At 62.8% G+C, this 15289-nt stretch carries 11 protein-coding genes and 1 rRNA gene; 3 read left to right on the forward strand and 9 right to left on the reverse strand.

Going from position 1 to position 15289, the window contains the following annotated elements:
• Positions 1–163: 163 nt before the first annotated feature.
• The 5 genes from rimI to BM275_RS16165 form a co-directional block, all read right to left on the reverse strand.
• Entirely contained in the window at positions 164–616 is a 453-nt protein-coding gene (gene rimI, locus BM275_RS16145; RefSeq protein WP_058064582.1) for a ribosomal protein S18-alanine N-acetyltransferase, read from the reverse strand.
• A 9-nt stretch (positions 617–625) separates the two neighbouring features.
• Positions 626–1435 (reverse strand): energy transducer TonB, encoded by an 810-nt coding sequence (locus BM275_RS16150; protein WP_090522289.1) that lies wholly within the window; start codon positions 1433–1435, stop codon positions 626–628.
• The gene (locus BM275_RS16155; RefSeq protein WP_014819297.1) at positions 1432–2976 is read right to left on the reverse strand and encodes a 2-isopropylmalate synthase; all 1545 of its coding nucleotides are present in this window, start codon (positions 2974–2976) and stop codon (positions 1432–1434) included. The genes BM275_RS16150 and BM275_RS16155 overlap by 4 nt, the downstream gene beginning before the upstream one ends.
• Positions 2977–3293: 317 nt before the next feature.
• Entirely contained in the window at positions 3294–4532 is a 1239-nt protein-coding gene (locus BM275_RS16160; protein WP_090522291.1) for a saccharopine dehydrogenase family protein, read from the reverse strand.
• A gap of 26 nt (positions 4533–4558) precedes the next feature.
• Positions 4559–5656 (reverse strand): carboxynorspermidine decarboxylase, encoded by a 1098-nt coding sequence (locus tag BM275_RS16165; RefSeq protein ID WP_090522293.1) that lies wholly within the window; start codon positions 5654–5656, stop codon positions 4559–4561.
• Between the two features lie 273 nt (positions 5657–5929).
• On the opposite strand from BM275_RS16165, the gene mksB reads away from it, so the two are divergent.
• From mksB to mksF, 3 genes are all read left to right on the forward strand, one after another.
• Positions 5930–7216, forward strand: coding sequence for an Mks condensin complex protein MksB (gene mksB, locus BM275_RS16170; RefSeq protein WP_090522295.1), 1287 nt, complete (start codon positions 5930–5932; stop codon positions 7214–7216).
• Positions 7217–7324: 108 nt separating this feature from the next.
• A complete protein-coding gene (mksE, locus tag BM275_RS16175) occupies positions 7325–8026 on the forward strand; it encodes an Mks condensin complex protein MksE (protein ID WP_090522297.1) in 702 nt (233 codons plus the stop codon).
• The gene (gene mksF / locus BM275_RS16180; protein WP_090522299.1) at positions 8023–10857 is read left to right on the forward strand and encodes an Mks condensin complex protein MksF; all 2835 of its coding nucleotides are present in this window, start codon (positions 8023–8025) and stop codon (positions 10855–10857) included. Before mksE ends, mksF begins: the two co-directional genes overlap by 4 nt.
• A 115-nt stretch (positions 10858–10972) precedes the next feature.
• On the opposite strand, the gene BM275_RS16185 is transcribed toward mksF, so the two are convergent.
• From BM275_RS16185 to rrf, 4 genes are all read right to left on the reverse strand, one after another.
• Positions 10973–13282: a PqiB family protein gene (locus BM275_RS16185; protein ID WP_090522301.1), complete on the reverse strand. Its 2310-nt coding sequence runs from the start codon at positions 13280–13282 to the stop codon at positions 10973–10975.
• Entirely contained in the window at positions 13275–13898 is a 624-nt protein-coding gene (locus tag BM275_RS16190) for a paraquat-inducible protein A (RefSeq protein ID WP_042927444.1), read from the reverse strand. Before BM275_RS16190 ends, BM275_RS16185 begins: the two co-directional genes overlap by 8 nt.
• The gene (locus BM275_RS16195) at positions 13885–14541 is read right to left on the reverse strand and encodes a paraquat-inducible protein A (protein WP_090522303.1); all 657 of its coding nucleotides are present in this window, start codon (positions 14539–14541) and stop codon (positions 13885–13887) included. The genes BM275_RS16190 and BM275_RS16195 overlap by 14 nt, the downstream gene beginning before the upstream one ends.
• A gap of 450 nt (positions 14542–14991) precedes the next feature.
• Positions 14992–15107 (reverse strand): 5S ribosomal RNA (gene rrf, locus BM275_RS16200).
• Positions 15108–15289: the final 182 nt, after the last annotated feature.

A 15289-nucleotide genomic window follows, 5' to 3' on the forward strand; every position in this document is an offset into this window, starting at 1 on the left:
AGACGTAGGGTGGATGTCGCTTTTTACATCCACAGTGACGCGAGCACGGTGAATCGGTGACGCGTGATCCACCCTTCGAGAGCGGCAACGGTCGGAGATCGGCAACCTCGAGACGTAGACGCCGGCGACCTCCGGCTCAGAGCTGGAGCTCCGCCCGCAGCAGTCAATCCAGCAGGGTGCAGGCCATCACCAGCGCATCTTCACGGCCGTCTGCCGCCGGGTAGTAGGCCCGGCGCCGGCCAACTTCGTTGAAGCCATAACGCTCGTAAAGCCGATAGGCCGTGGTGTTGCTCGCACGTACTTCGAGGAAGCATTCGCGGCCGCCTCGTTCGCGGGCGCGCTGCATGAGGTGTTCCAGCAACCGCAGTCCAAGCCCGCGGCCCTGGCTCTGCGGCTTGACGGTGATATTGAGCAGGTGCGCCTCGTCAAGGATCAGGTTGATCACACCGTGGCCGACCTGCTGCTCGCCCTCGAACATCACCCAGCACTCGTAGGCACTCAGCGCGTCGTTGAAGATGCCGCGCGTCCAGGGGTGGCTGAAGGCGGCGTACTCGATCTTCAACACGGCTTCGATGTCCGCCGCGGTCATCGGGCGGAAGCTGACAGCATCACTCATCACACGTACTCATGAACCTATGTGCCAGCGCGGCATGCTGCGGCGCAGGGTTTTCCACAGCTCGGCCTTGGCGGCCGGCTGCTCCATCAGCTGTTCCAGGCCGGGCATCGCCAGTGCGCGACCGAGCCCCTCGACAGCCAGTTCGCGATAGCAGGCGTCGACATCCACTTCACCGGCGAAACGCAGCGCCGGACGACCGATCAGCCAGATGCAATCGCAGCCCATGTTTTCCAGCTCGGCGGCCATCACGCCCTGCACGTAATCACGCGCGGCTTCTCCACCCTGGTCGAGGCTGCCCTTGTTCAGCAGCGGCCAGCGAATCGGCTCGCCATCGCCGACCTGCTGCGGCTTGTCCGGCAGGCGTGCGGCGCGCAGCAGGTCCTTGAGCAGGATGTAGGCCGGGTCGCGGCTCTGGAAGGATTCGCCGGTGGGCAATTCCACCACCAGCAACACGTTGCCGGCGCGCATCAGCTGCAGCGAGAAACGCGGCGGTGGCTCGATCGGTTTGGCTGGCTCGGCCGCTTGTTCTTCCGTCGCGGCAGCAACCGGTTCCGGCTGCTTGGGTTCCGGCATGGCGATACGCGGACGCGGCGCCTGCGGCGGCTCGACGACAGGTGCTGCGGGTGCCCGTTCCACTACCGGCGCGGCCACCGGCACCTCGGCTGGCGGAGCGACGGCAATGTCCGGCTCCGCTTCGGCCGCGACCGGCAACAGCAGCTCCGGCCGCGACGGCGCAGCGAAAGGCAGTTCGGTACGCGGCAGCCAGCTGGCCACCTGCATGGCGTCGAGGTAGGCGAGACGCCGGGCTTCGTTGATCAAACGCCTTCCACCTGTGGGTGAGCCTTGGCGCCGACCTGCATCAGATTCAGCGCGTTCAGGTAAGCCTTGGCCGACGCGACGACGATATCGGTATCGGCGCCGTTGCCATTGACGATGCGCCCGCCCTTCTCCAGCCGCACGGTGACTTCACCCTGGGAGTCGGTGCCCTGGGTGATGGCGTTGACCGAATACAATTGCAGCGTGGCGCCCGATTCGGCGACCGCCTCGATGGCCTTGAAGGTTGCATCGACCGGGCCGGAGCCCTGGGCCTGGGCGCTGCGCTCGGCACCGTCGACGCTGAGCACCAGCTTGGCTTCGGGGATGGTGCCGGTCTTGCTCGCGACTTCCAGGCTGGCCAGCTTGAAGTGCTCAGGCGCTTCGTCGGCCAGGGTGTCGGAGACCAGTGCCTGCAGGTCTTCGTCGAAGATTTCGTGCTTCTTGTCGGCCAGCTCCTTGAAGCGGGCGAACGCGGCATTCAGCTCGTCGCCTTCGAGCACGATGCCCAGCTCATCCAGACGCGAACGGAATGCGGCGCGGCCGGAATGCTTGCCCATCACCATCTTGTTGGCGTTCCAGCCAACCGACTGGGCGGACATAATTTCGTAAGTCTCGCGGTGCTTGAGCACGCCGTCCTGGTGGATGCCCGACTCGTGGGCGAAGGCGTTGGCGCCGACAATGGCCTTGTTCGGCTGCACCGGGAAGCCGGTGATGCCCGAGACAAGGCGCGAGGCCGCGAGAATGTGCTCGGTCTCGATGCGGGTGTGTACGTCGAGCAGGTCCTGGCGGGTCTTGATCGCCATGACGATCTCTTCCAGCGCGGCGTTGCCGGCACGCTCGCCGAGGCCGTTGATGGTGCACTCCACCTGCCGCGCACCGGCGACCACTGCCGCGAGGGAGTTGGCCACGGCCAGGCCCAGGTCGTTGTGGCAATGCACCGAGAACACTGCCTTGTCGGCGTTGGGGATGCGTTCGAGCAGCTGGCGGATGGTGTCGGCGTACTGGTGCGGAATCGCATAGCCGACGGTGTCCGGGATGTTGATAGTGCGCGCACCGGCGTCGATGGCAGCCTCGATGATGCGGCAGAGGAAATCGATCTCCGAGCGCCCGGCATCCTCGCAGGAGAACTCCACGTCGGCGCACAGGCTGCGCGCCTTCTTCACCGCACGCACCGCCTGCTCGACCACCTGGTCCGGCTGCATGCGCAGCTTGTACTGCATGTGGATCGGGCTGGTGGCGATAAAGGTGTGGATGCGCCCGGAGTTGGCGCCGGCCAGTGCTTCGGCGGCACGCTCGATGTCGGCGTCGACGGCGCGCGCCAGGCTGCACACGGTGCTGTCCTTGATGTTGTCGGCAACCAGCTTCACCGCGGCGAAGTCGCCGGGGCTGGCGATGGCGAAGCCCGCTTCGATCACGTCCACCTTCAGCCGCTCCAGCGCACGGGCGATGCGCAGCTTTTCCTCACCGGTCATGGACGCGCCGGGGCTCTGCTCGCCGTCGCGCAGGGTGGTGTCGAAGATGATGACGCGATCATTGCTGCTCATAGGAAATCCTCACGGCTGCCGAGCGCCTCTCAGGGGGCGCTGTAGTCCGCGGATTGTCGCGTGAAATGAACAAAGCGGGAAGGCGAAGCTGCGTTTGGCTTGGGTTGTCGCAGCGTTGGGTGGAAAACGCCGAAGGCTTTTCCACCGAGGGGGAACGTTGGTGGAAAACGCTTCGCGGTTTTCCACCCTACGAAGGTCAGTCCCCAACGCAGGGTGGATGTCGCTTTTTACATCCACCGCCGCGCCGCCAACAAAGCAAAAGGCCCCGCTACCAGAGCAGCGGGGCCTTTCGTTCTTGCGTGCAACTTGTCGCTGGCTTACTGATCCCAGGCCCGATCGCCGCGCTCATCCTTGATGCGGGTTGGCAGGCCCATCACATCGAGCAGCTTGAGGAATGGCTGGGCCGGCAGCTCTTCGACGTTGACCATGCGCTGCGCATCCCACTCGCCACGCGCTACCAGCAGCGCGGCGGCAACCGGCGGTACGCCGGCGGTGTAGGAGATGCCCTGGCTGTCGGTCTCGACATAGGCTTCTTCATGGTCGGCGACGTTGTAGATGAACAGCTCGCGAGGCTGCCCGTCCTTAGTGCCCTTGACCAGATCGCCAATGCAGGTCTTGCCGGTATAGCCCGGCGCCAGCGAGGCGGGATCGGGCAATACGGCCTTGACCACCTTGAGCGGTACCACTTCCAGGCCTTCGGCGGTGCGCACCGGCTGCTCGGAGAGCAGGCCAAGGCTGTTCAGCACGGTGAAGACGTTGATGTAGTGCTCGCCGAAGCTCATCCAAAAGCGGATGTTCGGTACATCGAGGTGCTTGGAGAGCGAGTGCACCTCGTCGTGGCCGGTCAGGTAGAGGCTCTGTGCGCCCACGACCGGCAGGTCGTCGGTGCGTTTGACCTCGAACATGCGATTGGTCGTCCACTGGCTGTTCTGCCAGCTGTAAACCTGACCGGTGAATTCGCGGAAATTGATTTCCGGGTCGAAATTGGTGGCGAAATACTTGCCGTGGGAACCGGCGTTGACGTCGAGGATGTCAATCGACTCGATCTTGTCGAAGTATTCCTGCTGCGCCAGGGCAGCGTAAGCGTTGACCACGCCCGGGTCGAAACCGACGCCGAGGATGGCGGTGACGCCCTTCTCCTGGCACTCGGCCAGGTGCTTCCACTCGTAGTTGCCATACCACGGTGGCGTTTCGCAGATCTTGCCCGGCTCTTCGTGGATCGCGGTATCGAGATACGCGGCGCCGGTGTCGATGCAGGCGCGCAGCACGGACATGTTGAGGAAGGCAGAACCGACGTTGATGACGATCTGCGATTCGGTTTCTCGAATCAGTGCCTTGGTCGCTTCCACGTCCATGGCGTCCAACGCATAGGCCTTGATTTCGCCGGGCTGCTTGAGCCCGCCCTTGGCTTGCACGCTGTCGATGATGGCCTGGCATTTGGAGATGTTGCGCGACGCGATAGCAATACGACCGAGTTCGTCGTTGTGCTGCGCGCACTTATGGGCCACCACCTTGGCGACACCTCCTGCACCAATGATAAGAACGTTTTTCTTCAATTGTTTCACCCCCTTGTACTGCGGCCTCAGGAAAGGCTGGACAGGTAATCGTTAAAGTCGAACTCACGAACCACCTCGACGCTGCCGTCGAGCTGCTTTACCACGATGGACGGCATTTTCAGGCCGTTGAACCAGTTCTTCTTGACCATGGTGTAGCCTGCCGCGTCGATGAACGACAGCCGATCGCCGATGGCCAGCGGACGATCGAATTGGTACTCGCCGAAGATGTCGCCGGCCAGACAGGATTTGCCGCACACCATGTAGCTGTGCTCGCCGTCGCTGGGCGCCATCTTGGCGTTGAGGCGGTAGATCAGCAGGTCGAGCATGTGCGCTTCGATCGAGCTGTCGACCACCGCGAGATTCTTGCCGTTGTACAGGGTGTCGAGCACCGTGACTTCCAGCGACGCACTCATGGTGATCGCCGCTTCGCCCGGCTCCAGGTAGACCTGTACGCCGAATTTTTCCGAGAACGCTTTCAGCCGCGCGCAGAAGGCATCCAGCGGATAGCCTTCGCCGGTGAAGTGGATACCGCCGCCGAGGCTGACCCACTCGACCTTTTCCAGCAGGTGGCCGAAGCGCTCCTCGATGGTGGTCAGCATCTGGTCGAACAGCTCGAAGCTGCTGTTCTCGCAGTTGTTGTGGAACATGAAGCCGCTGATCTTGCCGATCACCGCCTCGATCTTCGCTGGATCGTGCTCGCCCAGGCGGCTGAACGGCCGCGCCGGGTCGGCTAGCAGATAGTCGGAGCTGCTCACCTGCGGATTGACCCGCAGGCCGCGGATGGTGCCCTCGGTGCCGGCCTCGAAGCGCTCCAGCTGGCCGATGGAGTTGAAGATGATCTTGTCGCAGTTGGCGACCATCTCTTCGATCTCGTCGTCGGCCCAGGCCACGCTGTAGGCGTGGGTTTCGCCGGCGAACTTCTGCCGGCCGAGCTTGAGTTCGTACAGCGAGGACGAAGTGGTGCCATCCATGTACTGCTGCATCAGGTCGAATACCGACCAGGTGGCGAAGCACTTGAGGGCCAGCAGCGCCTTGGCGCCGGACTGTTCGCGCACGTAGGCGATCTTTTCCAGGTTGCCCAGGAGCTTCTGTTTATCAATTAGGTAATACGGCGTCTGGATCATGTCTACGTGCCCCCAAGGGATTTCGCCGGACAGGAGCCGGCAGCTCCCGTTTGCAAAAGCCGCGAATTGTGCCGATTACCGGCGCAGATCGAAATAGATTTTCAACACTTCGTCACCATTCCAGGACATCCGGCAGCACCGATGTGGCTGCAAGCGCCGATGTTAGACAGGCTAACCCGCGTGCAATGACGTTCAAGTGAATCGCCCGGTTGATTGCCGGGCGCCTTATACAAAGCGCGTCCGATTGTCCGGCGGGCCTTCCGCTGGCTGTCAATGCAGTACAATTCGCGCTTTTTCACTGGCTGGACTGGCGCCCCAATGATCGAACCCAAGCGCGTACTGCGTGCCCTCGCCGAACACTGGACGTTGCTCGAGCCGCTGTGCGAGCGTTTCGACGCCGGCACCCTGAGCCTGGTCGAACTTCGTCATCAGCTGGCGGCGCAACTGCCCGAAGGCACGCCCACCGACGTCACCGCCCTGCTCGACCAGTGGATCCGCCTGGACATCCTGGTGCCGGTGGCCAAGAGCCCCAACCGCTTCGAGCTGAACGCGCAGATCCACGACTTCCTCGCCTACCTGCGCCGCGAGCACCGCCTCGGCCTGTGCCTGGAGATCGAAGCCTACCTGCGCCATCTTGAGCGTCTGGCCGGACATATTCTCGATGCCTTCGAGATTCGCGACGGCAACGATCTGGCCCGCCAGTTGCGCCTGCTCGACATGCGCGTGCGCGATGTACTGAAGAAGCTTGATAACGACGAACAGGCGCTGGTCGCCGTGGCCGACCGGGCCAAGACCAGCGACCGTCAGATTCCGCTGCGCCAGCGCTATGCCGAGGTGCTGGCGACCTGGGACGAATACGTCGAGCCAATGATTCAGTTGGTTTCCGCCGACGGTGCCTTCGAGCAGGGCGTGCACCGCGTCGAGCAGGTACTGATGAAGCTACTCGGCGAGCAGCAGCGCCTCGGCCAGTTGGTGGACGACGATCTGCTCGTGCGCACCCATGCGCGCATCCTCGAGATGCAGACCACCGCCCAGCTGACGCTGCGCAAGGCCCGCGAGCTGCTGCTGCCGCTGCGCGAGGAAGCGCGCCGGCACAATGCCGTGACCCGCGGCGCGGCGCTGGCGCTGTCGGCGATCCGCAAGAAGGGCCTGGACGCCGTACCGCAGGCTTCGCTGCCATTGTTCACCCGTCCGCAGAGCACCTTTCTCGGCACCGCCAGCCAGGTCGAGGCCTACGTCTACGCCCTGGCCCGCTTCGAGCCGAAACCGGCGCAATTCCCCCGGGCCAGCGGCAAGCGCAAGGGCGAGCAACCGCGCGCACCGCGCACCGCCCGCGAGATGATCGAGCGCTGCCAGCAGGCACTGCCGCTGCCGGACCTGATGGCTTGGCTGCTGGAACAGGAACCCGAGGGTGCCACCGACGAGCTGCTCTACTGGTTTTCGCGCCTGTCCCGCGACAGCCGCTTCCAGCGCGACCGCCTGGAGCGTCGCGAATACCTGACCCGCGAGCACCGCGTCAGCCTCAGCTCCTTTGCGCTGGTGGCCAACGCCAATGGCTGATTCCTACGTAGGGTGGACAACGCTTTGCTTGTCCACCGCTGACACCGAACTTTCCGGTGGAAAAGGCTGCGCCGTTTTCCACCCTACGATTGCCTGTGAGCCACATCTATGAACATCGACCTCAAGGAAATGACCCAGCTGGCGCCGATCTTCCGCGAGCTGTTCAAGGGCTATCACCTGTCGCGCAGCGAGCCGGAGCCCTACGCGCAGCTGTCGAACATGCAGGACCAGTACCGCGCGCTGTTCAAGGCACTCGGCTTCGAGCTGGTCTGCGATCCGCGCGGTTTCTACTACTTCGTCCCCGAGCAGATGGGCGCGCAGGTGAACAAGACCGCCCAGCGCCTGGCGCTGTTCACCTTCATCCTCGTCGAGCACCTGGCCGACCAGGGTCGCGATCCGCTGGCCGTGCTCGACGGTGGCAGCCTCGGTCGCGATGAACTGCCGGCACTGCTGGACAAGTACCGCGACCTGTTCCTACAGGCCGAAGTCACCACGCAGGAAGAGCTGGAAGAAAAGGTCATCCGCCGCCTGACGCAGCTGGGCTTCGCCGAGGACAGCAATGGCATCTACCGCTTCCTGCCGCCGATGCACCGCTTCCTCGACGTCTGCCTGTCGGTGCAGCAGGACCGCGACCTGGCCGCCAGCCTGCACAGCAGCGACCTGCCGTTGCCAGCGCCGGAGCTGATCGCCGAGGAAGACGACGAGGACGAAATCATCCTCATCGACGAAACCGCCGAAGACCCCATCGAAGAATCCGAAGAAGACGCCCTGGCCCGCGCCATTGCCGCAGAAAAGGAGCTTGAAGCATGAGCCAGGAACGCTACGGCATTCGCCGCTTCGCCCTGCTGAACACCGCCGGCTACAGCCTCGGCATCTTCCCGCTGGAAAACCCGTTGTCGGTCTACGGCGCCAACAACCTCGGCAAGTCCGCGTCGATCAACGCGCTGCAGTTCCCGATCCTGGCGCGCATGTCAGACATGAGCTTCGGCAAGTACAGCCTCGAGCAGTCACGCAAGTTCTACTTCGCCAGCGACACCAGCTACATCCTGGTGGAAGTCATGCTGCCCCACGGCCCGCATGTGATCGGCGTGGCCGGTCGCGGCCCGGGCGGCGGCTTCGGCCACCAGTTCTTCGTCTACCAGGGCTCGCTGGATCTGGACCATTACCAGCAGAACGGCACCTGCCTGCGCCAGCGCGAGCTGTTCGCCAATCTCGAACGCGCCGGCATCAAGGCCTACGAGGCCAAGCCGGACGAGCTGCGCCGGCTGCTGGTCGGCGGGCACACCTCGATCCCGTTGGACATGACGCTGATCCCGCTGCGCTCGACCAGCGAGCAGAGCCTGAAGACCTTCCGCGCGCTGTTTATCAACCTGCTGCACATGCGCGAAATCACCGCAGCGAAGCTCAAGCAGCTGTTCCTCGATGCCTTCGAGCACAGCCTGCGCTCGGGCAGCGTCGACTACATCGCAGCCACCGAAGAAGCCTTCCGCGACGTGCGCCGCATGGAGCAGGACTACCAGGCACTGGTCGCCGCCGGCCCGCTGGTCGAAGCGCTGGCTTCCGGTGTCGCCCAGCGCGAGCTGCTGCGCGGCAAGCTGCATCGCCTGTCGCCGCTGCTCGACAACCTGCTCGGTACCTGGCACGACTACGCCGATGCGCGCAAGGAAGAGCTGGTGATCCAGGCCGAGCACTACCGCCGCGAGCAGGACGGCCTGCAGAACGAACAACGCGGCTCGACCGGCGAACTGATGCGCCTGGAACGCGAGATCAGCGAAGCCCAGCGCTGGCTAGGCGAGCTGGCGGTGCTGAAGAACCGTTTCGCCCTGGTCGAAGACGCCCATGTGCTGGAGCAGCAGCTGCTCGCCGCCAAAGATGCCCACGACGAACTGGCCGGTGCGCTGGCGCAGTCCCGCCAGTTCTCCAGCGAGGACCTCGACGAACGTCTGCGCGACCTGGAAAAGCGCCTGAAGTCGGTCAAGCAGCAACTCGACCATGCGGACAACAACAGCTACTCGCGTTTGCGCGAGGAGTTTTCCCAGGCCGATGTGGATCGCTTGATGCGCCTGTTCAACGGCCAGCTGTTCAGCCTGCCGCTGGGGGAGAAAGGCATCACCGCCGAGGGTGAAGAGTGGGTCAAGGCCGTGGAAGCGGTGCTGGATCGTTTCAAGGGCGATACCTTCTCGGTGCCGGGCCTGTCCATCGACCTCTCGCATATTGAGCCACCTGCGCTGCAGGCTCTGGCCGACCGTGCCGCCCTGCGCGACCAGAAGGATCGCCTGGAGCGCGAACTCAAGCAGCTCAAGACCCAGCATGCCGTGGCGGTCGACCGCGCCGCGAGCAAGGCCCAGGCCGAGGCGCTGTACCAGGCCGTGCTGGATGCGCAGAAAGCGCTGGAGGATTTCCGCCGCAGCCAGACCCTGGCCGCCGAGGAGCCGGCGAAGCTGGAACAGCTGGCCCAGGCCGAAGCAGCCCAGGAAGAACTCAAGCGCACCAGTGACGCCTTCGCCGAGCACGTGCAGCATTTGTCCGCCAAGCTGCAGCTGGTCGGCCGTCAGCTGGCCGATCTGGAAGCCAAGGAACGCACGCTCGAGGACGCCCTGCGCCGCCGCCAGCTGTTACCGGCGAACCTGCCGTTCGGCACGCCCTTCATGGACCCGGTGGACGACTCGCTGGACAACCTGCTGCCGCTGCTCAACGACTACCAGGACAGCTGGCAGGCGCTACAGCGCGTCGACGGCCAGATCGAGGCGCTGTATGCCCAGGTGCGCCTGAAGGGCGTAGCCAAGTTCGATAGCGAGGAAGACCCCGAGCGCCGCCTGCAGCTGCTGGTCAATGCCTACGCCCACCGTCAGGACGAGGCGCTGACCCTGGCCAAGGCGCGCCGTGCCGCGGTCACCGACATCGCTCGAACGCTGCGCAATATCCGTAGCGACTACGAAAGCCTGGAACACCAGCTGGCGCTGTTCAACCGCGAGATCAACAAGCGTCAGGTTTCCAACCTGGCGAGCTTCCGCATCGTGCTGGCGCCGAACAAGGATGCGCTCAAGCACATCGATCAGATCATCCACAGCGCCGGGCAATACGAGGAAGGCGAGACGCTCTCGGTGTTCGATCTGTCCCAGTCTTCCGAACAGGACGCGAAGAACGAGGAAGCCAAGGAGTATCTGGCGCGGCTGGTGGCGGCGAACAACAACCAGCTGGGCTTGAAAGACCTATTCGAGCTGGCGTTCGAGATCACCAAGGTTGGCGGCCAGCCGGTTATCCACACCGACATCGACGGTGCGGCGTCCAACGGCACCACCATGACCATCAAGGCGCTGACCAACATGTACCTGTTGCTGCACCTGATGGACCGCGAGCAGGCCGGGCGCATCCGCCTGCCCTACTACCTCGACGAGGCGGCTGACATCGACGAGCGCAACCAGCAGGCGCTGATCGAAACCAGCCTGCAGCTGGGCTTCGTGCCGATCCTCGCGTCGGTGAAGCCACAGGTCTCCGCGCACGTCGCCATCGACCTGGAGGGCGGCAGCGGGCCGGCCGGTATCTACATCGACGAGGCGGACTGGAAATACATCAGCCGCCGCGAACCGATCGCCAGCGAGCACATTGCTTCAGCCCAACGGACCGAAGAACCGGCCTGATCTCACCGCAACGAAAAAGGGCCCCGACGGGGCCTTTTCCTTATGTATATCTCGCAGAAATGGTGGTCGGCGGCGCTGCAGCTAAGCAGCCTCTCGACCACATGCCGCCGCCCGGTCATTCACCGGCCTCCGCTCGGCCCAGCTCGATCTTCGGCGCCCAGCCAAACCATTCCTCCTGCGGCTCCTTGAACAAGGCGAACGTCTGTCCCGGTAGTGCGCGGCGCCCCATCTGCTCACCATCAGGGGTGGCGAAGGCAACGCCACCCTCGATCAGCGATTCCAGCGAGTCGGTACGCACGCTGGCGCCCTTGAACAGGCTGAAGTCGACACCGAACCCGCTGGTTTCCCAGAACCGGCTGCCGGTATGCACCAATGCAGCGTAGCGTGGCTCGATCAGTACGCGGATCAGCACGCGGTCGGCAGTCTGCCCCAACTCGTAGCCAGTCACCTCACCGACCTTCACCTCACGGTAGGTGACCGCATTGCCTGGCTTGATCGAACCCAAACGCGCAGCGCTGAGGACCAAGGCGAACCCTTCACCAGCCTTCTGCGGCTCACGCTCCTGGCCCACGAAATGCGCTTGAGCGGCCGCACCTGGTTTGCCGGGAGCAACCTCAAGATAGGGACCACTGACCAGCGTATCCAGATTGGCGGTGCGCATGAGGCCAAGCTCGGGCCGTACGACCCAGAACTGAGTGCCAGCACGAGCAATTCGCGACTCTGCGGCGGTAATCCGGGCCCGCAGCACGACGTGTCCGAGGTCGTCGCTAAGCGTCACACTGTCAACCTCGCCGACCTCCAGCCCCTTGTAGCGGATCGGCGTGCCGGCAACGAGGCCGTCGCCGCGATTGAGACGAATCTCTATCGAGGTACCGCGCCGTATTGCGCTGTCCCGATCCTTGTGCAACTTGAATCGGGGCACCTTTCTGGTAGCCGGAGCTTGCGGCTCCGGCGTCTCGAATGCGATGCCCCCGGCCAGCAGGCTCTGCAGCGATTCGCTGCGTACCTCAATACCGGAAAGCCCTCCGGTAAGGGAAATGCCACTGGCATTCCAGAACCGGCTCGAACTGTTCACCAGGTCGGTGTAGGGCTGCTCGATGTGCACGCCAACTACGACCCGCTGCTGGTCGCGCGAGAACTGGTAACTCTGCACGGAGCCAACCCGTACCTGGCGATAGAGCACAGGACTGCCGACATCCAGCGAACCGAGGTTGTCCGCCGTCAGTACCAGGTGAAGGCCGGGCGAGCGTATGTCCAGCGGTGGTGCCTTGGCGCGTGCGACGAAGTTGCGCCTGGCTTCTGCGCCCTTCTCGCCGGGCCGAACAGCAATGTAATTGCCGCGCACCAAGGCCTCGAGCCCGGATATCCCGGCAACCGAAACCGACGGTTTGACCACCCAGAACTGCGTGTCCTCGACCAGATAATCCTCGAATAGCGGGTCGATGGAGAGCTCGGCCTGTGCGCCGCTGAGGTCGGAATCTATATCCAGCTTCTTCAGCAGACCGACCTGCATACCCTTGTAGATGACAGGGGTCCGGCCGGCCTGTAGCCCATCGAAATCCTGCAGAGATACAAGCGTCTTGATACCCGCCTGGGCCGCATCGAAGTCCTCGTAGAGCCGGAACGGGATGCTCGGATCGGTCGCAGGGCTGTCCTTGCGGTGAGATGGCGTGGCGAAGGCGATACCGCCGGCGACGATGCTAGCCAGAGACTCCGTACGGAACTTAACCCCCGTTAGACCGGCATCCACGGTGACGCCGCTGGCATTCCAGAATCGCGTGTGCTTGCGCACCAGATGGGCGTACTCCGGCTGGATATACAACTGCACCTCGACGGTACTGTCGTCCTCGGACAACACGTAGTTCTTCACCTGTCCGACCTGGATCTGCCGATAGAACACCGGACTGCCGCGATTCAGCGAGCCAAGGCGCTCGGCTTTGAGCGTCAGGTGCAGGCCGATGCGGCTGTCGGACATCGGCGGCTCTTCCGCCAGCGCAACGAAGCGCCGCGTTGTCTCGCCATCAGCAGGGCTGATACCGATGTAGTTGCCCGACACCAGAGTCTCCAGCCCGGTAATCCCGGCTAGCGTCACACTGGGCTTGACCAGCCAGAAGCGCGTGCCGCTGCGTAGATAGCCATCGACGTCCTTGTTCATCTCGATGTCCGCGACAACGACCTGCCGACGCTCATCGTCGCCTAGACGCAGATCACGCACGACACCGATCGTCATGCCCTTGTAGAGCACCGACGTCTTGCCGATCTCGATCCCTTCGGCACTCTCGAAGACCACCTCGATGTGGATGCCTCGCTCGCTATAGGCCTGCCAGGCGAGCCACGCTCCGATAGCCAGTGCGATCAGAGGCAGAATCCAGATGGCCGACCAGCTGGAGGCAGGGCGAGTATTGGCTTGTGGCAGGTCAGTCATGCTTGTTCCCGGATTCCGTGTTATCCCAGATCAGACGAGGGTCAAATGTAATCGCAGCCAACATGGTCAGGATGACTACGCTGGCAAAGGCTATCGCGCCGAAGCCCGCTTCGACGCTGGCGAGGCTGCCGAAATTGACGATCGCCACCAGAATGGCGATGACGAAAATATCGAGCATGGACCAGCGTCCGATCCACTCGATAAAGCGAAAAACCAATATCCGTTGGCGCGGCGACATTGGATGGTGGCGCTGTACTGAAAACAGCAACATCGCGATTCCAACAAGTTTGAACGTGGGAACCAGAATGCTGGCGATGAACACCACGGCGGCTATTGGAAACATGCCGTGCTTGGCCAAGGTCACGACGCCAGACATGATTGTGTCCGGCGTGCCACTGCCCAGCATGCGTACCGTCATGATCGGCAGCAGGTTCGCCGGCAGGTAGAGCAGAGCTGCAGTGATCAATAGCGCCCAGGTTCGAACGATGCTGTTGGGTCTGCGCATATGCACGCGTGCACCGCAGCGGACGCATCGCTGATCACGCTGACCGGCGTCCGCCCGGTTGAGCTGATGGCACTCGTGGCAAACCATCAACCCAGCATCAGCGGCGCGCATCGCGGCGCTCCGACAACGCTTGCCAGACCTGGTGCGGCGACATCACCAACTCCAGCCAGACCTGAACGACCAGCAGACCGGCAAAGCACGCCAGCCCGATCCCCAGGCTGAGTTCGGCCATGTCCCTGAGTTTGATGATCGACACCAGAATGCCGAGCAGGTAAACCTCCAGCATCCCCCATTCACGTAGATGGTGATACGTCCGGTAGAGCAGCATACCCAATGGCTTCGCCCGATCAACCGCAATGCAGAGCAATACAGCGAGCTGGCAAAGGAGTTTAAGTAGCGGCACAGCCATGCTGCAGAGAAACACCACCACGGCGATACCTTGCATGCCGCTGTTATACAGACTGAGCACACCACTCCAGACCGTATCGTCAGTAACCCGACCGAGCAGATTCAGTCTCATGATGGGTAGGAAGTTGGCCGGGAAGTACAACAGCAACGCAGCGAGCACCAACGCCAGCCCAGGTCCGACGATTCGATGCCGCAAGCGAAACAGCTCACAACCACAACGAGGGCACTCAGCAACCTCGCCGAGATTGAGGTTCGGCTTGAGCATCAGCAAATCACATTCAGGGCAAGCGACTAACTGCTCGAGCGGAACCTTATCAAGCCCTGGCGTAGCAGCCGATTCCGGCATAGCAAATATCCGAGCAAAGCACTCATTCTAAACGAGCGGCAGACGCCGCTGTGAGCTGTCAGTCGGACGAAGACGACGACACTCAGTAGCAGTGCACGACCGAGTGGGACTATCGATATGTTGTCGTTGGCACCCGATCTGCTGGGTGCCTACTCATAGCCACCAGAGGGCAAACCGTCCCGCGGCTTGTCGCGCAACCGTTCGTCAACAGAAAACGGCAACGGCTGATTTCAGCATCGGCGCTATCCGAAGGCATTACCGCGACTCTTGATAGATCGCAGGCAGACGCGCTCCAGAACAACCTGCACGACCTCGGCCTGCCGCCCGCACTATTCGGCCATCCCTTCTACACGCCGAGCCGGAAGCAGCCTTGGCTGTTTCGATAGATATTTCTTCAGCCCAAAAGCAAACCCCCGACCAGCTTACGCGGGTCGGGGGTTTGGGAAAGGAGCTTGACGATGACCTACTCTCACATGGGGAGACCCCACACTACCATCGGCGATGCGTCGTTTCACTACTGAGTTCGGGAAGGGATCAGGTGGTTCCAACGCTCTATGGTCGTCAAGCAATTCAGTTGCTGCCTCGGGGTTTAGCCGCTGCAGCCAATCGGGTATGTGATGAATCGGTATTGCGTGTTCGTGCAGATTTTCGGTCTGTTTGTCGACTTTCCGTCTAACAGCCAAATTGTTTGGGTGTTATATGGTCAAGCCTCACGGGCAATTAGTATTGGTTAGCTCAACGCCTCACA

The sequence above is a fragment of the Stutzerimonas kunmingensis genome (assembly GCF_900114065.1).
GTDB lineage: Bacteria > Pseudomonadota > Gammaproteobacteria > Pseudomonadales > Pseudomonadaceae > Stutzerimonas > Stutzerimonas kunmingensis.